At 32.2% G+C, this 23,371-nt stretch carries 24 protein-coding genes; 15 read left to right on the top strand and 9 right to left on the bottom strand.

Features of this window, described 5'->3' with window-relative positions; translation table 11 throughout:
* The first annotated feature begins 1 nt into the window (after position 1).
* The 9 genes from EKM03_RS00655 (at position 2) to atpG (ending at position 6,384) form a co-directional block, all read left to right on the top strand.
* Entirely contained in the window at positions 2–412 is a 411-nt protein-coding gene (locus EKM03_RS00655; RefSeq protein WP_126457781.1) for a polymer-forming cytoskeletal protein, read from the top strand.
* Positions 378–605 carry an AtpZ/AtpI family protein gene (locus EKM03_RS00650; protein WP_126455003.1) on the top strand — a complete coding sequence of 76 codons (228 nt, stop codon included), beginning with the start codon at positions 378–380 and terminating at the stop codon, positions 603–605. The genes EKM03_RS00655 and EKM03_RS00650 overlap by 35 nt, the downstream gene beginning before the upstream one ends.
* Positions 606–707: 102 nt before the next feature.
* Positions 708–1,100: a hypothetical protein gene (locus EKM03_RS00645; RefSeq protein WP_126561349.1), complete on the top strand. Its 393-nt coding sequence runs from the start codon at positions 708–710 to the stop codon at positions 1,098–1,100.
* A 120-nt stretch (positions 1,101–1,220) separates the two neighbouring features.
* Entirely contained in the window at positions 1,221–2,357 is a 1,137-nt protein-coding gene (atpB, locus tag EKM03_RS00640; RefSeq protein ID WP_126457783.1) for a F0F1 ATP synthase subunit A, read from the top strand.
* Positions 2,358–2,460: 103 nt separating this feature from the next.
* On the top strand, positions 2,461–2,652 hold the full coding sequence (gene atpE, locus EKM03_RS00635) for an ATP synthase F0 subunit C (RefSeq protein WP_073353856.1): 192 nt from the start codon (positions 2,461–2,463) through the stop codon (positions 2,650–2,652).
* 117 nt (positions 2,653–2,769) lie between these two features.
* Positions 2,770–3,270, top strand: coding sequence for a F0F1 ATP synthase subunit B (locus EKM03_RS00630; protein ID WP_126455009.1), 501 nt, complete (start codon positions 2,770–2,772; stop codon positions 3,268–3,270).
* A 5-nt stretch (positions 3,271–3,275) separates the two neighbouring features.
* Positions 3,276–3,809 (top strand): ATP synthase F1 subunit delta, encoded by a 534-nt coding sequence (atpH, locus tag EKM03_RS00625; protein ID WP_126739698.1) that lies wholly within the window; start codon positions 3,276–3,278, stop codon positions 3,807–3,809.
* A gap of 38 nt (positions 3,810–3,847) precedes the next feature.
* Positions 3,848–5,425, top strand: a complete 1,578-nt coding sequence (atpA, locus tag EKM03_RS00620) for a F0F1 ATP synthase subunit alpha (RefSeq protein WP_126457785.1) — start codon at positions 3,848–3,850, stop codon at positions 5,423–5,425.
* 98 nt (positions 5,426–5,523) lie between these two features.
* On the top strand, positions 5,524–6,384 hold the full coding sequence (gene atpG, locus EKM03_RS00615) for an ATP synthase F1 subunit gamma (protein ID WP_126577092.1): 861 nt from the start codon (positions 5,524–5,526) through the stop codon (positions 6,382–6,384).
* Between the two features lie 89 nt (positions 6,385–6,473).
* On the opposite strand, the gene EKM03_RS00610 is transcribed toward atpG, so the two are convergent.
* Positions 6,474–8,642: a peptidase domain-containing ABC transporter gene (locus tag EKM03_RS00610; RefSeq protein ID WP_126739697.1), complete on the bottom strand. Its 2,169-nt coding sequence runs from the start codon at positions 8,640–8,642 to the stop codon at positions 6,474–6,476.
* A 63-nt stretch (positions 8,643–8,705) separates the two neighbouring features.
* On the opposite strand from EKM03_RS00610, the gene EKM03_RS00605 reads away from it, so the two are divergent.
* Positions 8,706–9,068, top strand: coding sequence for a four helix bundle protein (locus EKM03_RS00605; protein WP_126457788.1), 363 nt, complete (start codon positions 8,706–8,708; stop codon positions 9,066–9,068).
* 43 nt (positions 9,069–9,111) lie between these two features.
* On the opposite strand, the gene EKM03_RS00600 is transcribed toward EKM03_RS00605, so the two are convergent.
* From EKM03_RS00600 to EKM03_RS15140, 3 genes are all read right to left on the bottom strand, one after another.
* On the bottom strand, positions 9,112–10,254 hold the full coding sequence (locus EKM03_RS00600; RefSeq protein ID WP_199739563.1) for an HlyD family secretion protein: 1,143 nt from the start codon (positions 10,252–10,254) through the stop codon (positions 9,112–9,114).
* A 279-nt stretch (positions 10,255–10,533) separates the two neighbouring features.
* Positions 10,534–10,719, bottom strand: a complete 186-nt coding sequence (locus EKM03_RS15060) for a hypothetical protein (RefSeq protein WP_091259184.1) — start codon at positions 10,717–10,719, stop codon at positions 10,534–10,536.
* A 24-nt stretch (positions 10,720–10,743) separates the two neighbouring features.
* Complete coding sequence (locus tag EKM03_RS15140; RefSeq protein WP_231507447.1) at positions 10,744–10,917, bottom strand: bacteriocin; 174 nt, start codon at positions 10,915–10,917, stop codon at positions 10,744–10,746.
* A gap of 513 nt (positions 10,918–11,430) precedes the next feature.
* On the opposite strand from EKM03_RS15140, the gene EKM03_RS00585 reads away from it, so the two are divergent.
* The 5 genes from EKM03_RS00585 to EKM03_RS00565 all read left to right on the top strand — a co-directional run bounded on the left by EKM03_RS00585 (position 11,431) and on the right by EKM03_RS00565 (position 18,181).
* Positions 11,431–13,137 (top strand): AraC family transcriptional regulator, encoded by a 1,707-nt coding sequence (locus EKM03_RS00585; protein WP_158614838.1) that lies wholly within the window; start codon positions 11,431–11,433, stop codon positions 13,135–13,137.
* Positions 13,138–13,278: 141 nt separating this feature from the next.
* Positions 13,279–13,458, top strand: coding sequence for a hypothetical protein (locus EKM03_RS00580; protein ID WP_126457790.1), 180 nt, complete (start codon positions 13,279–13,281; stop codon positions 13,456–13,458).
* A complete protein-coding gene (locus EKM03_RS00575) occupies positions 13,455–15,119 on the top strand; it encodes a S8 family serine peptidase (protein ID WP_126457791.1) in 1,665 nt (554 codons plus the stop codon). The genes EKM03_RS00580 and EKM03_RS00575 overlap by 4 nt, the downstream gene beginning before the upstream one ends.
* Positions 15,119–17,329, top strand: a complete 2,211-nt coding sequence (locus EKM03_RS00570) for a lantibiotic dehydratase family protein (RefSeq protein ID WP_126457792.1) — start codon at positions 15,119–15,121, stop codon at positions 17,327–17,329. The genes EKM03_RS00575 and EKM03_RS00570 overlap by 1 nt, the downstream gene beginning before the upstream one ends.
* A gap of 3 nt (positions 17,330–17,332) precedes the next feature.
* Complete coding sequence (locus EKM03_RS00565) at positions 17,333–18,181, top strand: thiopeptide-type bacteriocin biosynthesis protein (protein ID WP_126457793.1); 849 nt, start codon at positions 17,333–17,335, stop codon at positions 18,179–18,181.
* A gap of 60 nt (positions 18,182–18,241) precedes the next feature.
* On the opposite strand, the gene EKM03_RS00560 is transcribed toward EKM03_RS00565, so the two are convergent.
* The 5 genes from EKM03_RS00560 to EKM03_RS00540 all read right to left on the bottom strand — a co-directional run bounded on the left by EKM03_RS00560 (position 18,242) and on the right by EKM03_RS00540 (position 23,036).
* The gene (locus EKM03_RS00560) at positions 18,242–19,219 is read right to left on the bottom strand and encodes a hypothetical protein (RefSeq protein ID WP_126457795.1); all 978 of its coding nucleotides are present in this window, start codon (positions 19,217–19,219) and stop codon (positions 18,242–18,244) included.
* On the bottom strand, positions 19,213–19,983 hold the full coding sequence (locus tag EKM03_RS00555; RefSeq protein ID WP_126552889.1) for a hypothetical protein: 771 nt from the start codon (positions 19,981–19,983) through the stop codon (positions 19,213–19,215). Before EKM03_RS00555 ends, EKM03_RS00560 begins: the two co-directional genes overlap by 7 nt.
* Before the next feature lie 169 nt (positions 19,984–20,152).
* A complete protein-coding gene (locus EKM03_RS00550) occupies positions 20,153–20,779 on the bottom strand; it encodes a hypothetical protein (protein WP_126457799.1) in 627 nt (208 codons plus the stop codon).
* 83 nt (positions 20,780–20,862) lie between these two features.
* Positions 20,863–21,525 carry a hypothetical protein gene (locus EKM03_RS00545; RefSeq protein ID WP_091259556.1) on the bottom strand — a complete coding sequence of 221 codons (663 nt, stop codon included), beginning with the start codon at positions 21,523–21,525 and terminating at the stop codon, positions 20,863–20,865.
* A 50-nt stretch (positions 21,526–21,575) separates the two neighbouring features.
* On the bottom strand, positions 21,576–23,036 hold the full coding sequence (locus EKM03_RS00540) for a hypothetical protein (RefSeq protein ID WP_126552891.1): 1,461 nt from the start codon (positions 23,034–23,036) through the stop codon (positions 21,576–21,578).
* Positions 23,037–23,371 lie beyond the last annotated feature (335 nt).

Here is a 23,371-nt window from a genome sequence, read left to right as displayed (position 1 = left end):
TATGTTTGATAAAAAAGCAAAATCCTATACCGATCTTTTAGGAAAAACGAATCGGATTGTTGAAGGAACTACGATAAAAGGCGATATTATTTCGCAGGCTGATTTTAGATTAGACGGAAATTTAATTGGTAATTTTCAGTCAGAAGGAAAAATAGTGATTGGACCCGCAGGAAGTGTCACTGGAGATATTGTATGCAAAAATGCGGACATCGAAGGAAAATTTGAAGGTAAAATTCAGGTAACCGAAGTATTGAATGTAAAATCAAAGGCCAGTATTCATGGAGAAGTTATTGTAGGGAAATTAGCAGTAGAGCCAGGCGCTGATTTTAGTGCATCTTGTGCCATGAAAACAAATATTAAAAATGTAATGCAAAACGATGGACAACAAACCACCCCCGAAAAGAGCGAATAAATGGCTGCAGTTCATTAATATTCCAATTCAAATGGGAGTTATCATATTTTTGTTTTCCTATCTTGGGGACTGGTTAGACGAGAATTATCCCCATCCAAGAGTATATTACAGTAAAATTGTAGTGATGGTTGGCGTGGTTTTGGCATTGTACAATGTAATCCGTCAGGTAAACGAAATCAATAAAACGCAGTAATTTTTCAAAATAAAAAGCGTAAAAACCAATCGTAACACGTTCCGATTTTACAAATTAAAATAACGTTGCGCCTGAGTGCCTTTGCGGCAAAAAACAAATACAATGAATTTAAAAAAATACAAACCACTGCTGCCTTTATTGGTGCTTGCGGGATTGGCTTACGGTATTCATAGAGTTATTTTTTATGTTTTGCACATAAATGACTCCACTTTTTACTATTCGATAGAAACCCTATACCTGCTGTTCTTGGCGTTGTCAATTATGGTATTTGTGGTTTTGCTGAAAGTGAAAGAACGAAGTTTTGATAATGTAGGCATGTCATTTCTTTTGAGCACCAGTATCAAAATGATAGTTTGTTATTTGATTTTAAAGCCTATATTGCGGGTTACAATTGAAATTAAATCAATAGAGAAAATTAATTTTTTTATAATGTTTATTCTCTTTTTAGCAATCGAAACCATATTAACAATACGTATCTTAAACGAAAAGCAATAAATATATTTTTTAAGGAACAAATCCATCAAAAATAATTTTTTATATTCTTTTGCATATTAATAAAAGATGTACATTTGCACCAAATTTCAGAAACGTAATAAATTAAGATAATTAACTGTTATGGTGATTTCAAACAAACCACTTAGATTCATAGTAGCGACTTTAGTAGCGTGTCTTCCTTTAATTAGTTTTGCAAATCCGGAACAGGATTCTGTGAAAGTAAAAACAGAAGTTGCTCATGAGGCAGCTGAAGGAGCTCATGCTGAACCAACAGATGTAAAATCTGAAATTAAAGAATTTATCAATCATCACCTTTTAGATTCACATTCTTTTACCTTTAATGCGGATAAAGAATCAGGATCACATAATGGTTTCTCATTGCCTGTTATCCTTTGGGACAATGGTTTGCAAGTATTTTCTTCTTCAAAATTTCATTATGGTGAAGAAACAGCAGAACACAATGGAAACTTCTACGTATTGCACCACGAAAAAATATACAAAACAGAGGCGGACGGAACTTTAACAGAAGGCGAACATGGTCATCCTACTAATGTAACGCCACTTGATTTATCCATCACTAAAAGTGTGGTTGGTATTTTGTTTGTCGCCATTTTAATGTTTATCTTGTTTAAAGGTTTAGCAAAATCATATACTAAAAACGGAGGAATCGCTTCAGGAGCCGGACGCATATTTGAACCGATTGTTTTGTATGTCAGAGACGAAATTGCCATACCAAATATTGGAGAAAAAAATTATAAGAAATACATGAGTTACTTGTTAACGATATTTTTCTTTATTTTATTTCTAAACATTTTAGGGTTAACGCCACTGGGATTCAATATAACGGGAAATATTGCTATAACAGCATCGCTGGCTATTTTGACGTATGTAATTACCACTTTCTCAGCCAATAAAAATTACTGGGCACACATTTTCTGGATGCCAGGGGTGCCAACTCCAATGAAATTTATTTTGGCGCCAATTGAATTATTGGGAACCATCATCAAACCATTTTCATTAATGATCCGTTTGTACGCTAATATTTTAGCAGGACACGTAGTTTTGATGAGTATCATTGGTTTAATGTTTATTTTTAAAAGTTGGATTGGAAGCAGTTTGTCATTTGGATTGGCATTTGTGCTTATGATTCTTGAAATATTAGTAGCTTTTTTACAAGCGTATATTTTCACTATGTTATCCGCACTTTATTTTGGAGCAGGAAACGAAGAGCATCATCACGAAGAGGCTCACCATTAAGTCGAAAGTCAAACGTTGAAAGTTTAAAAGTCACCTTGACTTTACATTCGACCTTACAACTTTAGACTATTAATAAAAATGTTTAATTTTTAATTTATATATTATGGAAATTCCAACTATTGTAGGAGCAGGTTTAATCGTTATCGGAGCGGGTTTAGGTATTGGTAGAATTGGTGGTTCAGCAATGGACGCTATTGCTCGTCAACCAGAAGCTTCTGGAAAAATCCAAACAGCTATGCTTATCGCAGCTGCACTTATTGAAGGTATTGGTTTTGCTGCGTTATTCGCATCTTAATTAAAACTAAAAAAAACAATAGTTACAACGGTTGGTTGTAACTATTGTTTTTAAAATTAAAACATTACAAATTGCGATTAAAAGCAATTCATACTTTAAAATTTATAATTAGATATAATGGATAAGTTAATAAATGATTTTTCGTTTGGTTTGTTTATTTGGCAAATAGTAATATTTGTAGGATTGATATTCTTGTTAAAAAAATTCGCTTGGAAACCAATTCTGGATGCAGTTAATGATAGAGAAGAAGGAATTAAAAATGCCTTACTATCTGCTGAAAACGCTAGAAAAGAAATGCAAAATCTTCAAGCTGACAACCAACGTATTTTACAAGAAGCAAGATTAGAGCGTGACAACATGCTTAAAGACGCTCGTGAAATAAAAGAGAAAATGGTTGCTGATGCAAAAAATGAAGCACAGGCTCAAGGATTAAAAATGATCGAGCAAGCGAAAGCAGCAATTGAAAGTGAAAAAAATGCAGCCATGGCCGAATTGAAATTACAAGTTTCAACATTGTCATTGAATATCGCAGAAAAAATATTGAAAGACGAATTATCTAACAAAGAAGCTCAAACTAAATTAGTTGAGAAAATGTTAGGTGATGTAAAGTTAAACTAACAATTATGGCAAGTACAAGAGCAGCAATTCGCTATGCAAAAGCAATTCTAGACTTAGCAAACTCAAAAGGTGTTGCCGAAGTTGTAAATAACGACATGAAATTGATTGCTTCGACAATTAAGGGTAATTTAGAATTGAGTACTTTTATTCAAAACCCGACCATGAAAGTGGAGGTAAAAGAAAAAGCACTGTTAGAAGTTTTTGCCGATATAAATGGCGTAACTCAAGGGTTGTTTCATTTATTATTTGAAAACAAAAGATTCGAAATTCTAGAAGCAATTGCCATAGAGTATAGTAAATTATCGGATATTATGAATGGTATTGAAGTAGCGCAGGTTACTACAGCGATTCTTATGGATGCAGCATTAGAAGCTAAAGTTTTGGCTAAAATTGCAACACTTTCGGATAAAAAAATCACAATAGAAAATATAGTAGATGCTTCAATCATTGGAGGATTTATTCTTAGAATAGGCGACAAGCAATACAATGCTTCAGTAGCCAACAGATTACAAGTATTAAAAAGAGAGTTAAGTAATTAGTTTTATTGCACATTTAAGTGTCTAAATTATAAATTAAGATGGCGGAAATCAAACCTGCTGAAATTTCAGCAATATTAAGAAAGCAAGTAGAAGGTTTTGAATCTGGTGCTACACTAGAAGAAGTAGGAACAGTACTTCAAGTTGGAGATGGTATTGCTCGTGTTTACGGGCTTTCGAATGTTCAATATGGAGAGTTAGTTGAATTTGACAATGGATTAGAAGCTATTGTTTTGAATCTTGAAGAAGATAATGTAGGTGTGGTACTTTTAGGACCATCTACAGGAATCAAAGAAGGTTCAACTGCTAAAAGAACACAACGTATTGCTTCTCTTAAAGTAGGAGAACAAATGGTAGGTCGTGTAGTAAACACACTTGGTTTTCCTATTGATGGAAAAGGACCAATCGGTGGAGACTTATACGAGATGCCTTTGGAAAGAAAAGCTCCTGGAGTTATCTTCCGTCAACCCGTTACTGAGCCATTACAAACAGGAATAAAAGCAGTAGATGCTATGATTCCAGTAGGTCGTGGACAACGTGAGCTAGTTATTGGTGACCGTCAAACAGGTAAATCAACTGTTTGTATCGATACTATCTTAAATCAAAAAGAATTTTACGATGCTGGGAAACCAGTATTTTGTATCTATGTTGCTATTGGACAAAAAGCTTCGACTGTAGCAGGAATTGCTAAAATGTTAGAAGAAAAAGGCGCAATGGCATATACCATTATTGTTGCTGCAAATGCTTCTGATCCAGCTCCAATGCAAGTGTATGCTCCTTTCGCAGGTGCTGCAATTGGAGAATATTTTAGAGATTCAGGACGTCCGGCTTTAATTGTTTATGATGATTTATCTAAACAAGCGGTTGCATACCGTGAGGTTTCTCTGTTATTGAGAAGACCACCGGGACGCGAAGCATATCCTGGAGACGTTTTCTACCTTCACAGTAGATTATTAGAACGTGCTTGTAAAGTAATTGCAGATGATGGAATTGCTAAAGACATGAACGATTTACCAGATTCATTGAAATCAATTGTAAAAGGTGGTGGTTCATTGACTGCGCTGCCAATTATTGAAACTCAAGCTGGTGACGTTTCTGCATACATCCCAACAAACGTAATTTCGATTACAGATGGTCAAATTTTCCTTGATGGAGATTTGTTTAACTCTGGGGTTCGTCCGGCAATTAACGTAGGTATTTCGGTATCTCGTGTTGGAGGAAATGCCCAAATTAAATCAATGAAAAAGGTAGCAGGTACATTGAAACTGGATCAAGCACAATTCCGTGAATTAGAAGCGTTTGCTAAATTTGGTTCTGATCTTGATGCCGTTACTTTAAACGTAATTGAAAAAGGAAGAAGAAACGTTGAAATCTTGAAACAAGGTTTGAACGATCCATATACTGTTGAAGATCAAGTTGCAATTATCTATGCTGGTTCTAAAAACTTATTGAGAAATGTTCCTGTAAATAAAGTAAGAGAATTTGAGAAAGATTTCTTGGAATTCTTGAACAACAAACACAGAGCAACTCTTGACGCTTTAAAAGCAGGAAAATTAACAGACGAAATTACAGATGTAATTGAATCTGTGGCAAAAGAATTATCAGCAAAATATAACTAAAACTAGTCAAAAGTTGTAAAGTCGAAAGTCTTAAAGTCAGTTTATCTGCTTTTGAGGACTTTAGACTTTATGACTTTACGACATTAGACTAATATAAAATGGCAAATTTAAAGGAAATCCGTAATAGAATTACTTCCGTTTCATCTACGATGCAAATTACATCGGCAATGAAAATGGTTTCTGCAGCAAAGCTAAAGAAAGCACAAGATGCAATCACAGCAATGCGCCCTTATGCCGAAAAATTAACGGAATTATTGCAAAATCTTTCTGCCACGCTTGATGGTGAGATAGGAGGAGAGTTTACCATACAACGAGAGATCAAGAAAGTTTTATTAGTTGTAATAACATCTAACAGAGGTTTAGCGGGTGCTTTTAATACGAATGCAATCAAAGAAGCTAAAAATCGCGCTGAATTTTATACAGGGAAGCAAGTGGATATTTTTGCTATTGGCAAAAAAGGAAATGATGTTTTGAGTAAAACACATTCAGTGGTTGATAATCAAAGCGTTGTTTTTGATGACTTGACTTTTGATGCTGTAGCTAAAATTGCGGATACATTAATGGAGAAATTCGTTTCAGGAGAATATGATAAAATTGAGTTGATTTATAACCAATTTAAAAATGCCGCAACACAAATCGTTCAAACCGAACAATTTTTGCCATTGGCACCTATAAAATCTGATCTTACAGTTTCAACTGGTGATTATATTTTTGAACCTTCAAAAGAAGAAATCGTGTTGACTTTAATTCCAAAATCATTAAAAACACAATTGTATAAAGGAATTCGGGATTCATTTGCCTCAGAGCACGGAGCGCGTATGACTGCGATGCATAAAGCAACTGATAATGCAACGGAAATGAGAAATCAATTGAAATTAACGTACAATAAAGCACGTCAAGCTTCTATTACTAATGAGATCTTAGAGATCGTTGGTGGTGCGGAAGCATTGAATGGATAATAGATTATTGATTCAAAATATATAAAGAGTCACGCTATGCGTGACTCTTTTTTTGTTTCTAAGGGAATTGTTTAATAATCTTTTTTTTCTTATACCAATCCTTGTTTATTCCATAAATCGTAGTACTTTCCTTTTTGTTCTAATAATGCGACATGATTTCCGGACTCCACGATAGTGCCATTTTCCATTACCAAAATAGTATCTGCATTAGCTATAGTACTCAATCGATGGGCTATGACAATAACTGTTTTTCCCTGAGATTTAAAATTATCAATCACTTCTTTTACAATGTGTTCCGAGTTAGTATCTAATGAAGAAGTGGCTTCATCCATTAATAACACTTCCGGGTTTTTGTACAAGGCTCTTGCTATAGCAATACGTTGTTTTTGTCCTCCAGAGAGCATGGCGCCATTTTCTCCAATTTGAGTTTCAAAACCATTGGGCAATTTCTCCACAAACTCTGTAATTCCCAATTGTTTGGACAAATCTAAAATGCGTTGAATATTTGGAAATGAATCGCCTAAAGCAATGTTTTCGATAATATTTCCCGAAAACAGATTGAGCTGTTGCGGAATGACACCAATGCAATTCCGTAAACTCTGATAATGTATGAATTGAGAATCATATTCTCCAATATAAATTTTTCCTTCTTTTATGGGATATAAGTTTTGCAACAGTGAAATCAGTGTCGTTTTACCACTTCCGCTTTCGCCAACGATAGCTGTGGTTTCATTTTTCTTGAAAACCGCATTAAAATTTTTGAAAACTTCTGTTCGAGAGCCATAACGAAACGTTACATTTTCGAATTTTATATCTCCTATGTTTTCTCTTTGTAATTCGACTTTATTTTCTGTCTCTTCTCGTTCTAAATCCATTATTTCAAAAAGTCGATCAGCTGCTATGAGTGCATTTTGTGCTGTTTTGTTCATCCCAATCAAGGAAGCAACAGGCGAAGTAAAATATCCAATCAAAGCATAAAAGGAAAATAATTCCCCTGGAGTAATGGCTCTGTCAATCACATAACCCGAACCAATCCACATTAGAATAACAGTAAATATCGAAGCCAGAAATTGGGTGGAAGTCCCTGCAAAAACACTGTTTAAGCCTGATTTATAGGTGGTGAACAATAGTTTTACAAATTTGTTTTCTGTCTTTAGATTCGAAAACTCTTCGATTCCAAATTCTTTTACGGTTCTGATATGCGTTACACTTTCAACTAATTGTGTTTGTAATTCGGCGGCATTCTCCATGATAACACGTTCTACTTTTTTATTGAATTTATTTAAAATAAAATAAATAGCTCCATAAAATGGAATTACCAACAGAATCACCAAGGCCAATTTCCAATAATAGGTAAACATCAAGGTAAAGGAAAAAATCACAATGAAGATATTTACAATCATATCAATCGCCACTTCATTGATAAAAGATCTAATTTTTACCGCATCGCCAATCCGGGATGTGATTTCTCCAACTTGCATCGTGTCAAAAAAACGTTGCGGAAGATGGAGTAAATGTTTATAGTATCCTAAAATTAATTTGGCATCAATCAATTGCCCCGTTTTCATAACAAAAACACTCTTTTGAGAACCGATGTAGGCTTGCAATATGATGATAAAAATCATGGAAACACTCAGCAAATTGAGTAAGTTTCTGTTGCCTTCAACCAAAACATAATCGGTAATTTTTTGGATATAAATGGACATGGCCAATCCTAAAACGGTAAAAAGTATGGCACCCACCAAAGCCTGAATTAAAATGGTTTTGTGTGGCTGTACCAAATGCCAAAAGCGTTTTAAAGGAGAAACTTTTTCGTTGTATTCCTTAAAATCATCATTCGGGGCAAAAAGAATTAATACGCCAGTCCAGATTTTTTGAAATTCTTCAAAAGTGTAGGTTTGCATTTTCCCGTAAGCAGGATCCATTGCTGTAATTTCCCCTCCCGACCTCCCCGAAGGGGAGGAGACAGAATAAATAACAACATAATGATGCAATTGTTCTTTTACCACCACGTGAGCAATAGCAGGGAGCGGAATTTTATCAATAGCATCGATACCTCCTTTTACTCCTTTGGCAGAAAAACCCATTTTTTCTGCAGCTTCAATTATCCCCAGCACATTGGTACCTCGTTTATCGGTATTGGCAAATTGACGAATTCGGGCTATAGGCAGATTAACTTTGTAATGATTGCCAATAGAAGCGAGACAAGCAGCGCCACAATCTTTGATATCATGTTGTTTTATTTTTATAGAGGCCATTATATAATTAGAAATTAGTAGTTAGAAATTAGTAATTTTGATTTTCTATAAATTAATTTCTTTATGAAAAACGATAATCTTATCCATGTAAAGTCAAAAAAATTTGCAATTAGAATTATCAATACTTTTAAGTATTTACAAACAGAGAAAAAAGAATTTGTTTTGTCTAAACAAATGCTTCGAAGTGGAACAGCAATTGGTGCTTTAATTAAAGAAAGTGAATTTGCCCAAAGCAGAAAAGATTTTCTGAACAAATTGTACATTGCTTTAAAGGAAGCAAACGAAACCCAGTATTGGATTGAACTATTGTTTGAAACGGAATACATTACAAAAATGGAATTTGATTCATTGTCTGCGGATTGTATTGAAATACTAAAACTATTGGTCGCCATAACTAAAAAATTGAAAGAAAGCTTAGAGAACTAGTAATTAGTAAGTAGAAAGTAGAAATTTCAGCAATTGCTAATTACTACTTGCTAATTTCTAATTGTTTCGGGTTGAGCCAATCATCGACTTTGTCAAACAATAAATCAAATAAGCTTCTTCTTGTAATGATGTATCGTGTGGTTAGGGTCATTCCTTTTGTAATTTGGGTTTTGTAACCGGATTGCAATTGCATTGCGGTAGTATTCAGTGCGCATCGTACTTTAAAAAAAGCTTGTTCCCCTTGAATGGTAATATTACGGTCAATATCGATTACTTTTCCTTCTAGCAAACCCCATTGGTTGTAATTGAAAGCATCGAGTTGAAATTTCACCTTTTGATTTTTTCTAATTAAACCTATATCGTTTGGTGAAACGGTGCTTTCTACAATCAATTGATCTATTGCCGAAATAGAGGCTATAGGTTGAGAGGCGTTCAAGAAAGAACCAGCTTGAATTCCTGAGAAATTTTCTATAGTTCCAGATAATGGTGCTGTTATATAATAGTTTTGCGCTTCTACTTTTATTTTTTCTAGGGTGCCGTTTAGGTTTTGAAGTTGCATTTGTAGCTCTCGTTTGCTGTTTTGCCAAAGGCTACGTTGGTTTTTTTCTAAACCAGAAAGTGCTTGCTGAGCATACGTATAATCAAAACTATATTTCTCAAATTCAGCTTTGGCAATTATGCCCTTATCATGCAACTGTTTGTTTCGGTCATATACTATTTTTGATTGGGCAATTTTGCTTTGCAATTCCTCTCTTTTATTATTGTAACTCTGCCACTCTTGCTGCATAGCAAGTGTTTTAAAACCCGTAGCCCTGCCTTGTGTAACTTGAGTTAAATCATGAATTTGATCCTGAATAGTAGCCGCCGTCACTTGATTATTGGCTTTCTCGGTATTTAAATTTTCTTGGGTAATGGCAATCAGGGTATCTCCTTGTTGCACTACTTGGTTATTCTTTATTTTTATAAAAGTTACTTTGCCATTCACTAAGCTACTTACTGGAACATTGTCAGTAGTACTTCGCACGATACCGCGACTCTGACTGCTAATGTCTATTTTGATGACAGGCAATAGTGCCAGAAAAATAAGTATAGCCAGAATCAAGACCAAGTAAATAGAAATACTCTTGGTTTTGTTTTTTGCGATAAGGTTTTCGAGAGTGTTTATGGGATCTTGACTGAAGTTCATTTTTTTTAGTGAATTTATAAGACACGTTTGTATAGATAATAAAAACATGGAGAACCTGCAATCCAACAAACAAATTTCCTTTAACTGATTACTATTTCAATACTAAAAAGACTGCCTAATAAAATAGGCAGTCTCACAATAAAAATCTTGATTTAAAAGTTATTTTTTAACTTTTGAATATGAGCAATTAACGCTCCTAAAGCAATACCTATGATAAATATCTTAAACCAATAAGGAGCTAAGTATTGCATTATTTTATGATAAGTCATTGTGTTAATTTTATGATGTTGCCCAGTCTACAAATTTATAGACGCCATATCCAACTAAAGCACCTACAACAACAACGCCAACAACTGTAGCCCCTGCAGCAGCCACGGCTATCACTGCTGGAGCAAGATAACCTCCTTCAGTCTCTTTGGACTCTTGGATACTAATTTCCTTTAAATTCAACGCTTCTAAATTCATATTTTAATTTTTTGATATTTAACATTATTTTTGTCCTTGAGCAACTGCTGCACCTACACCAACTCCTACCCAAAATGCAGTAGCTACAGTTTCAGCAGATATTGCTATTCCCCATATTAGAAGAGGTATAAACCCACCTTCTGTTCCTTTAACTTCTTGAGCATTAAGCTCCACTAAATTCAAATTATCTAAATTCATTTTTTAAGTTTTTAAAATTACACATTTCATTTCAATAAAAAGTTTCTCGAGAACTTTTGTGCTTGGTTTTTTTTAGAGACCATAGCTTTCAAACTCCTTGCTCTGTTTTTTTTGAAAGGGTTACAGTACAGCTGAATTATTCCCTTATGCTTTGTTTTTTGAGGAACAAATACCTTTACATAAAACCTCATGCTCTGTTTTTTTTGAAAGGGTTACAGTACAGCTGAATTATTCCCTTGTAATTGGCCAATTGATTTAGGAAAGTAATCTACATTTAAAAGTAACGTCTTACTCCAAACGCTTTCACTTTCTTTGTGCCAAAACTAGAGTAAGAAGAGGTTCTAAGCAAACTGTTGTTATCGGAATTCCTGAATTCCGATACTGAATTCACGGAATTCCACAAATTGTATTTTATAAATCACTGAAAATATGCTATTTAAATAATGTAAAAAAATCATTATTTTTAAGATTATTTTAGTGATGTTGCTGTATTTTTGTGCAAAATCTACTGTAATGACTAACCAACGTTTTATTAAAATAGTGCTTTTAATACTGTTTCCTTATTGTTTATTGGCGCAAACGGCTGATAAATTTATCGGAAAAGATTCGTATGAAGATTTAAAAAAAGAGTTTATTTTACAGAAAAGTGATAATAATAAGAAAACATTTATTTCGGAAATCATTTCTAAATCTTATTCTAGAAAAAATAATTTAAGTCTTTCACGGGGTTTTTATCTTTTATCAACATTATACAAAGGAAATAAAGCAATACAATACCTTGATTCATCTATTGCCTATTCAACTAATCAAAATGATTATAATTTTCCAGCATTGTCTTATTCTAGAAAGGCATATGAGTTAAGAATGCAATTTAAGTATAGCAAGGCTTTAGCTAATTATTTCAAAGCAGAAAAATATGCTAAAGACAATAATGAAGATTTAAATTTTTATATCAAGCGGTCAATTGGTGTTTTAAGGTCAGAGGAATTAGGTGAAGTAGAGGAGGCATTGCTACTATATCGTGAATGTTTAAGTTACATAAGAAAAAAAGACATATCATCTTTAAAATACAGTAGCGATTATCACAATCTTTTATTTGTGATTGCCGATGCGCACAAATCATTAAAGAATTTAGACTCTGCTAGTTTTTATAACAAATTAGGGTACAAAGAATCGATTATAACCAACGATAAGTTTTATATACCATATTTTATTTTAAATGAAGGTGCAAATGAAATGTTAAAGAAAAATTACAAAGCATCTTTAGATAGTATAAATAAGGCATTGCCTCAAATAATATTAGATAAAAATTTTGGTAATATACTGGCGTCTTATTTTTATTTAGGAAAGTCGTACGCTGGTATGAGTAGTGAAAAGAAAGCGATTCAAAATTTTATCAAAGTAGATTCCATGTATTTATTAAATAAAAGAATTACACCAGAGTTTATAAGTGGGTATTCCTATTTAATTGAATATTACAAAAAAACTGGAGACAAAGAAAATCAATTAAAATTCTTGAATAAGTTTATGAGTATTGATAGCATATTACAAAGAAACTATAAGCATTTAAATAAAGTTTTAGTCAAAGAATATGACACTCCTCGTTTACTTGCAGAAAAAGAATCCCTTGTACAATCCTTGCAAAACAATGAATCTAGATATTTTATATGGATTTTGATTCTAATAGTAGGTATTGGAGGCTTAATAGGCTACCAATTTTATTCAAAAAAACAATATCAAAAACGATTTGAAGCAATTATTCGTCCTACATCAGTTGATTTTCAGCCTTCTGGTGCTATAAAAAAGGAAGATGATTTTAAACAAGAAAGTAAATCACAAGAATCACGAGGTATAGCAATAGAGGTTGTGGAGCAATTATTAGAGAAGTTAGTCTACTTTGAACGCAATAAGGGATATTTAGAGAATACGATTACCATTCAAAAAGTAGCTTTGCAGTTAAATACAAATACAAAATATTTGTCTAATGTTATTAATGAACATAAAGGAAAAACGTTTGTGCATTATATTAACGATTTGAGAATTACACATGCGGTTGACCAATTGCAAGCCCAAACGAAATTACGAAATTACACCATGCCTTTTTTAGCGAAGGAGTTTGGATTCAATTCTGCCGAAGCTTTTGCTGCGGCTTTTTATAAGAAAAACAAGATTAAGCCTACTTTTTTTCTAAAAGCACTAGAAAATGAAAAATATTCATAACTATTTCGTTTTCAGTTAATTATTTTATATAGCGCTATCGGAATTCACGGAATTCCGCCAATAACTTTTAATTTTTTTTAGCTATTATCAGGCCAAGCTTTTACTTTTGCAACTTGTATAATAAATAAATAATTTTATCACATGAAAACAGAAAAAAAACAAACAAAAACGCAATCAAAGTTCAATTTAGAAAAAATGAAAGTAGCTCAATTGGATAACTTACATTTAATAAATGGTGGTTTTTTAAAATTGACTGGTGACATTGAAACTGTAACTGACTCTTTAATGCCTCCTCCCAATAACTTTAACTTAAAAAAATGAAAAATATTTATTTAATTTTTTTAGTCTGTATAATTTTAAGTTGTGCCACAAAAAAAAATGGAGTTTATGTTTTAAAAAATGAATCAATTAGCTCTGGTTGGCGAAGTTTAGATTCTTTAAATTGGTTTCATAAAGTCAATAAAGATCAAAATGCTTTTATCATTGATTTTATTCAAGTCAAAAAAACATCTAAAAGTAAAGTTCGAAACAATAATGTTGTGGTTGCTATAATTGACACTCCATTAGATACTAATCATGAATATTTAAAGAATAATATTTGGTTCAATAAACATGAAATTCCTTCTAACGGTATAGATGACGATAAAAATGGCTATGTAGACGATATTAATGGTTGGAATTTTATAGGAACAAGAGATAATGGTTATTTAGTTTGGGTTAATTTTGAATTTGTAAGATTTTTGAAAATTTTGAACGCTAATTCTAATCCTCAATTAACTATTCAAAACCTAGGCGGTGATGAATATAAACGTATAATCAACACTTATAACAAGCAATTTGGAGCTTATGACAACTGGTTAAAATCACAACAATACATTGTTGATAATTATCAAATAGCAAAAGATAGCTTAAAAAGATATTTTCCTAATGAAAAGTATTCAATCAAGGAATTAGATAGTTTGTATCTCAAGCATAAAATTAATGATAAAACTTTTAAACAAAGACGTGAAGACAAGGATTATGATATTGGTGCAATGATAGGTTTTATAAAGTCAAGATTGCAAGCAGGAGAGAATACAATTGAGGAAGCTTTAGATACAAGGGTTCGAATAGATTCGATAGTCAACAGAAATCTAAATGTAAATTTTGATGAAAGAATATATATTAAAGGCAATCCTTATTTAGTTAGTAAAGGATATGGAAATGCGACTATCTCAGAAAACAAGGCAGGCAAAAGATCTACGCATAATCATTCAACTAAGGTATCAGGTATTGTATCGATGATTGCAAAAAATAATTTCAAGATAATGCCGTTAGTAATTTCGGCATCAGGTGATGAATACGATCAGGATATAGCTAATGCGATATATTATGCAGTAGATAATGGTGCAAAGGTTATCAATATGTCATTTGGTAAAGAATTTTCTTTATATAAAGAATTGGTAATAGAAGCATTAAAGTATGCAATGAAAAGGGATGTATTGATTGTACATTCTGCGGGTAACAATAAATTCAATATTGACGAAAACCCTTATTATCCGTCAGATACAGAATTTAAGGATGATGCAAAAGAAGTCGTAGATAATTTTATCAATGTAGGCGCCACTACTGCAAAAGCAGACAGTACTTTTGTGGCCTCTTATTCAAATTACGGCAAGAAGAATGTAGATTTATTTGCTCCTGGAGATAAAATTTATACCACAACCGCAGGCAATAGTTATGGCTATGATTCAGGTACTTCACTTGCAGCACCCATGGTTTCTGGAACAGCGGCTTTAATATGGTCGTATTATCCTAAACTAACAGCTAAGGAGGTTAAACAAATTATTCTAGAATCAGGAACGGCTTACGATTTAGACGTTTTGGTCCCTGGTGGAGAGGGCAAAAAAATCAAATTTAGTGAATTATCTAAATCAGGAAAAGTATTAAATGTCTATAACGCGATGCAACTCGCTGAGAAAGTGAGTAAAAAGAAACGATAATGCACCACTATCAAGTTCGTCCTTTCTCGCACTATGTTTTAAGAACCCCTTTATTTCCATTGCCTTTCTATTTTGATTTATTGGAAAATTATTCCGAAGAGGCCTTATTGCTGCAGTTTGAAAACCCTTATGTTAGAGAAGCCATTCGTATGGCTTCACCGGAACTACTAACAGCTTTAAAAAAATGGAAAGCTGATCCTTCCAGTGTATCACCTAAAAAAAGGGAGAGTTTGCAGCTTAGTTTACTGAAATACATTGCGCGAATATCAACTCGTTGTACTCCTTTCGGGTTATTTGCGGGTTGTTCAGTTGGAAAAATAGCTTCTGAAACGAACATTATACTCAATTCAACTGAAAATTTTAGTCGTTTTACACAATTTGACATGCAATTTTGGGTGGCATTATTACGAGAATTTGCTAAAAGAGAAGAAGTTATACCTTATCTTAAATATTATCCTAATAATTCGATCTATGCTCTTGGGGATTTTTACCGCTATGTTGATTACAACTATGTAAAAACAAAAAGAGTCCATACCATTTCAGCATTGCGAAAAACAGCCCTTTTAAGTGAATTAGTGCTTAAAGCAACATCAGGGATGACTGTTGATGAAATGGTTTGTCTTCTTGCCGATGATGATTCTGAAACCGCAGAAGCTTTAGAATATATTAATCAGCTTATCGATTTTCAGTTTCTTGTAAGTGAATTGGATGCAACAGTTACAGGTAGTGATGAATGGGGACGCGTTTTTTCTATCATCGATAAAATTCCGAACTTAAAAAAAGATTCTCAACTTTTGCAAAGTATAAGAACTCAATTTTTAGTATTAGACCAAACGCTTGTTCCTTCTGAAAAAGACTATGAAGCGATACAGGATTTAATTGAGAAAACAGGTGTGGAGTTTGATGAAAAATATCTTTTTCAAACTGATTTAAATACGACCGCTTCCGTAAATACTTTGAGTACTAGTTCACAAAATAAAGTCTTCCAAGCGGTTCGTTTTTTAAACGGAATTCAAAAGCAAAAGAAGTCTGAAAACCATACTAATTTTATAAAAGCATTCACACAAAGGAATGAATCAAGAGAAATGCCTTTGACAACTGTTTTAGATACTGAAACGGGAATTGGGTATCTTCAAAATTCTGAAATGAATGATACGCATGAGATTTTGGAGCATTTTTCTTTTAAAAGTAAAGTTCAAGAAACAATCCTCGAACCTTGGACGGCTTATGATTTTATAATGGAGAAGAAACTTCAGCAATGTATTCTTAAAAATGAAGAAGCAGTATCGCTTTCTGAAAAGGATTTTCCGGATTTTGATCCTAGTTGGAATAATGCACCAGCTACTTTCTCGGTAATGATTGAAATTGCATTGCATCAAGAAAAAGAAATCATATCAATTGAATCTTCGGGGGATGTTAGTGCCGCCAAACTATTAGGGCGTTTTTGTAATGGAAATGATGCTATTTTCAATTTAACCAATGAAGTTGTAGCCAAAGAAGCGACCTATCATTCTGATAAAATTTTAGCAGAGATTGTTCATATTCCGGAATCAAGAACTGGTAATATATTAAGAAGACCTGTTTTAAGAGCATTTGAAATTGCCTATTTGGCTAATTCGGCAGCAACTAAAGACTACACGATTGACTTAAATGATTTAATGATTTCGATACGCAACAACAAAATTATTTTGCGATCTAAGAAACACAATAAAGAAGTTATTCCTTGTTTGTCAAATGCCCATAATTATGTTACTAAATCGCTGCCTGTTTATCATTTTTTATGTGATTTACAGTCGCAAGATGTAAAGCCTATTTACAGTTTCAGTTGGGGTGTTTTAGAAACGCATTATGATTTTTTTCCAAGGGTTGAATATAACGGAGTACTACTTTCAAAATCAAAATGGATCGTAAGTAAAACTGAAATTATGCCTTTTTATAAAATGGATGGCATTCTATTATTTGAAGCTTTTTCGATTTGGAGAAAACAACGAAGCATTCCTAGTCTTGTAAATTGGGCTCATTTTGACAACACATTGTTACTTGATTTTGAGACAAATATAGGGATTCAATTATTTTTGAAATCAGTTGTAAATCATGTTAAAATCACTTTAGAAGAATTTCTATTTACAGAGGAATCTGTGGTGAAAAACGCAAAAGGTGAAAATTTTGCCAATCAGTTCATTCTATCCTATTATAAAGACCAATTGTAAAGTATGAAAAGGGATTTTTGCATAGGAAGTGAATGGCTGTATTATAAAATATACACTGGAGTAAAAACAGCAGATCTTATATTATCTGAAAAGTTGTATCCCTTAATTTTAGATTTACAAAAGGAAAAGATAATTGCCAAATGGTTTTTTATTCGGTATAACGATCCTGATTCGCATCTTCGTCTTCGTTTTTTAGTAACCAAACCAGAAGCAATAGCTACCATTATCAGTTCATTCCATCCTGTTTTTGAGAAGTTATTGGTCAACCATTTAGTTTGGAAAGTACAAACGGATACTTATAAGAGAGAATTGGAGCGGTACGGAGAGGCTACCATGGTAGATTCTGAGACTTTGTTTGGGTATCATAGTGAGTTGATTGTAGCCTATTTAAAGCATAAATCCAATTTTGAGGTAGCAGCACAGCTATTGTTTGGACTGTTTACAATTCATCATTTTTTAGAAAGTTTTCAGTTATCAATGTCTGAAAAACATGAATTGATGCGCCGGTTACAAATGAATTTTAAAAAAGAATTTAATGCCGATGCGGCCACAAATAAGGGACTAGATACCCAATACCGCAAGCGTGAAGTAGAAATTACTGCCTTGCTACTAGGCAAAACGGACTTGCCATTTGAAGTATTAACTCCCTTCATAGAAACTAAAATATCAGAAATTGCTTTGTTAAGTTCCAACATAAAAAGTCAGTTGGAGATTCCTCTTTTTGATTTTTTAAGCAGCCATATTCACATGATGGTTAATCGTCAGTTTACCTCCCGCCAACGACAATATGAGCTCCTGATATACGACCATTTGTATCGGTTTTATAAAACTCAGGAGCTCAGAAGGCATTAAAAATTGGGATTGACTTTTGAGTTAAGCCCTTTTGCTCTATAATACAATAGAATGTTTTAGTTAAAAATCAGTGACAACAAATTTACCATTTGTAATATTGTGAATCAAAGCGCCTTTATTATAAACTTGCAGATTCATTTCGCCTCTAGTTACTTTTTCTTCATTTATAGTTGTATGCTCAAGAATTGTGTAACTGCCAGCTGTTTGGTATTTTTTCCAATCAATATCTCTAATCCACAATAACTGGGTAGCTCTAAATATGCCAACATATTGATCAAAATCAATTCTGTTCTCTATTGTATTTTGGTCAAATTTATACGTGCCTACTGCTAAATTTGGCAATTTAATTTTAGATTTAATTAAAGCTCTAAATCCGTTATCTGTGTAAAAGTACATTTGATATGGATTATTTAATAGTTTCGGATCATATTCGCCAAAATGAAATGCGGTAAAAAAACTTAAAGCAGTTCCTTTAAAATTCATATTTGTAAAAGTATATGGGCACTCGGTAGTTCTTACATTATTACTAGTTACCGACCCTTCGATATATTTTCTTTTTTTATCAATGTCTAATTCATCATAGTAAGATTGTTCTAATAGATATCCTTTAAAATCAAAATGAAGGTACTTTTTTGTTTCATCGTAGTTGAAATTTGATATTGTCATTAAGCCTTTAGGGTTAAAATCGGCAGATTCAAAATGTGCATTTTGATTTCTATAGTCAAAAAGTGTAATATTTTTTAACGTACCATTTTTCAATAGCGAGAATTCAATTCTAAAACCTGGATTTTTATTGTTTTGATAGCTACAACTAAAAAATAAACTTTCACAACTTTCGTTGGAGCCGATGCGACTATTTATTAAATTTAACTGTTCATTGTCAATTTTAATATTTAGAGAATTCACAACTTCTTCTTTAAGAACTTCTTCTCTTTCACAAGATGCTATAAAAAGGAATAAAAGCAAACTATTTGCTTTTATTAAAAACCACCTACAGTACTTACCGTAGGTGGATATGTTTTTTTTTGTGCCTACCATTGAACTTGAATTGGTCTTACTTGAAACTCTACTTTACCAGTATAATATGTTCTTGTAGCAAATTGCCCAGTATTAGGATTTTTATTTACTACATTATCGTAAAAAGGAATTACAGAGTCGAATAAATTGTTGCTTTTCGTTGTTCTTTTGACGATATAATCATTTGATTTTGATTCTTCAATTGACGCTCCATATTTCGTGTTCACTTTAACAACCTCAAAAATTGTCCCGCTTAATTCGGTAGAAAAGTTAGCATTGAATTTTGAGCTTATTGATTGTTTAGTTTCAATTATTAATGGATCATCTACTTCTTCAAAAGAAAATTTCCATTCATTTGAAAATCTATTTAAATCCCACGTTTGAAATTCTAACACTGTACCGTAATTATTATTCAAAAAATTTATAGTTTTTAAGCCAATTATAGTTGTACGAATGTAAGTTTTTTTGAAAGGCCAATTAAATCTGCTGTATGCTTCATGTTTTAATTCAAATAAATCAGACGGTTTAGCAAAAAAGCCTTTTTTATCTGATTCACCAGTGTTTGATGCTTTTGATCCATAAAAGCAATAAATCATAAATTCAAATTGTCCGTCTGTCCATCCGGAGGAGCTATTGAGTCTATAATCAGTTACTTGTTTTGGGTCATCTGTGTTTGAAATAGTATTAAATGCTCCTTGTGCATCATTTCCCGACATTTTGAAAGAGGTTATGTATTCTCTATACTTCCCACCACTAATTGCTCCTTTTTGCTTGCTAGGAGTCAATCCATAATAGATGTTGTCTCTTTGCCAACCCTCTGATGCAGTACCTTCCCAAACATTGTAAGCATCCTTTAAAAATTGACTTTAGCACCATCATTTTTTATGTTGGAAAATAGCAAAATTACTGAACATTTCTATTCGATTTGCTACATAACAAGTAACAATCATTACGTTATAATTTTACTCTTAAAGTAGGTAATATAGCTATGGTTTCAACACCATTTAATGAATAATACAACTTGCTTTTTAAACCAAGTTCAGCATAACTATTGAGTTTGAAATAATATTCTAAAGATCCAAATAAACCCAAATTGTCTGCTCGATTTTTTTCGTTTATTAACACAAACACAGTATTGTTATCAATATTAGTAATATCGCTTCTGTTCATATTTTCAATAAAATAGTATGCTCCAAGCGTAAACTGCAAATTGTTTTTAAAAACGGTTCTAAAATGAACATCATAAAAGTCTTTGGTATGAATGTTTCTATAGTTTTGTAAAACCAAACCAGTATTGGTTGAAGTAAGTATTACACCATCATCTATATTTTTTGCATGCTGTAACCTAGAATAACCTAATCCAATGTAGCGGTCTTTAGGTAATTTAAAATCAAAATTTATTTCATAAAACGAGCCAATATTTGGCAATTCAAAAGGTACGGGATCATCTAAAAAGGATTTGGAGTACTCGATGTAGGATAGACCATAAGAGAACGAAATTTCAATTTTTTGTTCTTTGTTTTCTTGAGCAAATAAAGAAGTTGAAAGAAAAAATATAGTTAATAGTAGTCTATTTTTCATAGGATTAGATTTTATAAGTAACTGTTTTTTAATTTTAATGAATGTTTTATTGAATCATTTTTCTAAAAATAATTTTATGATAATTAGAATCTTTTACCAATATTTAAAGTAAGGTTATAGTGGTTAGGATACACCGGAATTGAGTTAATTTTTTTTTCGCCAATAGGCATTAAATAGTACGGACTGATACCAACAAAGTAATTCTTATAAAATGTACATTGAAATTGTAATCCTAAGGTATAATAAAAAGTATTTAAATTACCTGAAGTGGTTCCATTTTCATAAGTAAGTATCTGTCCATTATTAAAATCATAAGTCCAATTTTTTACATCATGCGCTCTAGAATATGAAAACAAATAGCCAGCACCTAAATTAAAATTAAATAAAAACCGATCATTATTAACAAATAGATAATCTATCTTAGTTCCTACAGTAACAGTATTTATTTTTGACCAAAGCGAATTAAAATATACACCTGAGTAGGTTTGATCCATTAAATAATTATCGACTGCTGTTGCATCATCAAAAAAACGAGGAAAATCATTACTTTGATTGTATTCTAAATACAAATCAAATGCAAAAGACTGAGAAAATCTATTTTGATAATTTAAACCTAGTGAAAAATTATTTAAGTTGCTTTCTTTATCAGGAAACCAAGGTTTGCCAATTGACACATAAACGCTTTCGTTTTGAGCAGATGAGATTGTAAAAATAAAGATAAATAAAACTGTAAAATTTTTTTTCATAACAACATAAATGTAGATGCTGTACCAAAGATACAGCATCTAATTAATAATTAAAGGTCGGTATAATAGTGTTTAAAGTAGTAATCTACAATGCCATTTTTCTTCACATTATAATCCACACCACCATCACTGACTGTTTCACCAGTAGCGCCAAGACCTACAATAGTTGCTAAAACAATTCTACGTGAGATTTCTGCATTTGTCCTAAACTTTGCATTACCGACTGAAACATTAATTTTAGCTGAACCGCTTGCCTCGGCATTTGGTTTAATTTTACCATCTTCAAGTTTAAAACCTGACTTCATGGAAAGTTCAAAAGATGCTGTAGCCTTCAAGTTATGTATGGAAAAAATAGCGAAATCCTGTGTATTTTCGCTCATGTTCCAATCTTGGTCAAATTCAGCACCAAAATCAACCCAATTTTTATCTTTGACATGTTTTCTTTTACATCTGAATTCTTTTACAATATAATCTTTTGGAGAAGCTGTTATTGTGCCATCTGCGTTTTGTGTGACAGAACCATCAGTTGTGCCGCGGTAAAATCTCAACTTTTGATGTGTGCCACCAAACCCCATGTAACCAGTTCCATTTATTCTTATTCTTGGGATATAGGAACTGATACCATCTGTTTCGGGAATATTATTATGATTGGTATTTGTTGTCAGTAATGTTGTTGTTGGTATTGTATTGTTATTATTAGTAAATCCACTAGGATTGTAAACCATGAATTGATTCTCACTAGTTATCAGTTCATTATTTTGGTCTAAAGGTGTAGGTAACAGTTCTATAAAATTACAAGGTCTACCAGCAATATCACATGGATCTATAGGTACGATTACATAAACGGGATTGTTATCTAAAAAATTGTTATCAAGATTATTAATAATTTCATAATCACTGTAGCCTGTATTAAATTGAAATCCGATGTTTGTTTGCGAATTGTTTAGCGGATCGAATGAAACATAATATTCTTGTGCATTTTGATCATCATTTTCATATTCAGGATCAAATGGAAAAAAAATTTGTAATTCCTGTGAAACAAGAAGATTAGTTAATTCATCTGCAATAAACGCTGTAGATCTAAAATTGTTCTTAGAAGTTAAGTTTTTGTCCAAAATTTCTTTAATTGTTTTATAATCATTAGAATTATTTTCAAACTCTTTTCTTAAAGCATTTTTAAAAATATTTTGCTTTCTTAAATTATTTATTTGGTTTTTGAACGTAGCTTGTTCATTTTTTCTTAAACCTTCTTCTTGTTCAAGTAAGTATGCAAAAGATACAATATTTGCATCTTTGTCAACTTCTTTCATTTTGTTATTTAAAGCGTTTTTGACTTCAGAGTCAGTTAATAACTTGCCTAACAAAATAGCAGTTTCTTGTACTAACTTCTGTTTTGAATTTAAATTTGTTTTTTCTAGTGTTTCACTATTGTTTTCAGTAGAACAACTGATTACCAAGAGGCAGAAGGAAAGTAGGAATATACTTTTTCTCATTATAAATTTTGTTCTCATTTAAGATTGTTTTAATTGTTTTAAATTGATAAATTTTAGATAAGTAGCTACAATATCATTTTAGAAAAAAAACTTAATTCTAAATAACGTCTTACTAAGAACTTATTTGTTTTTCTTGACTCCAAAACTACCCTCATATATTTTAACATACAAACACTTGTTATCGGAATTCACGGAATTCCGTGTCTTAATTCCGTGAATATTTTTTTAAAATACCTGAACATCAATAATTTGAAAACATGATTTTTTCTATGAATTTAAGCTATAAGCTCTAATTTTAGGTGTTGCGCGATAAATGACACTTATTAAACTTCAAAATTTTCAATTAGATTTCT

It is taken from the genome of Flavobacterium sp. GSP6 (genome assembly GCF_003984855.1).
GTDB lineage: Bacteria > Bacteroidota > Bacteroidia > Flavobacteriales > Flavobacteriaceae > Flavobacterium.
The sequence above is the reverse complement of the archived record's forward strand: the minus strand, read 5'-3'. Positions and strand labels throughout refer to the sequence as shown.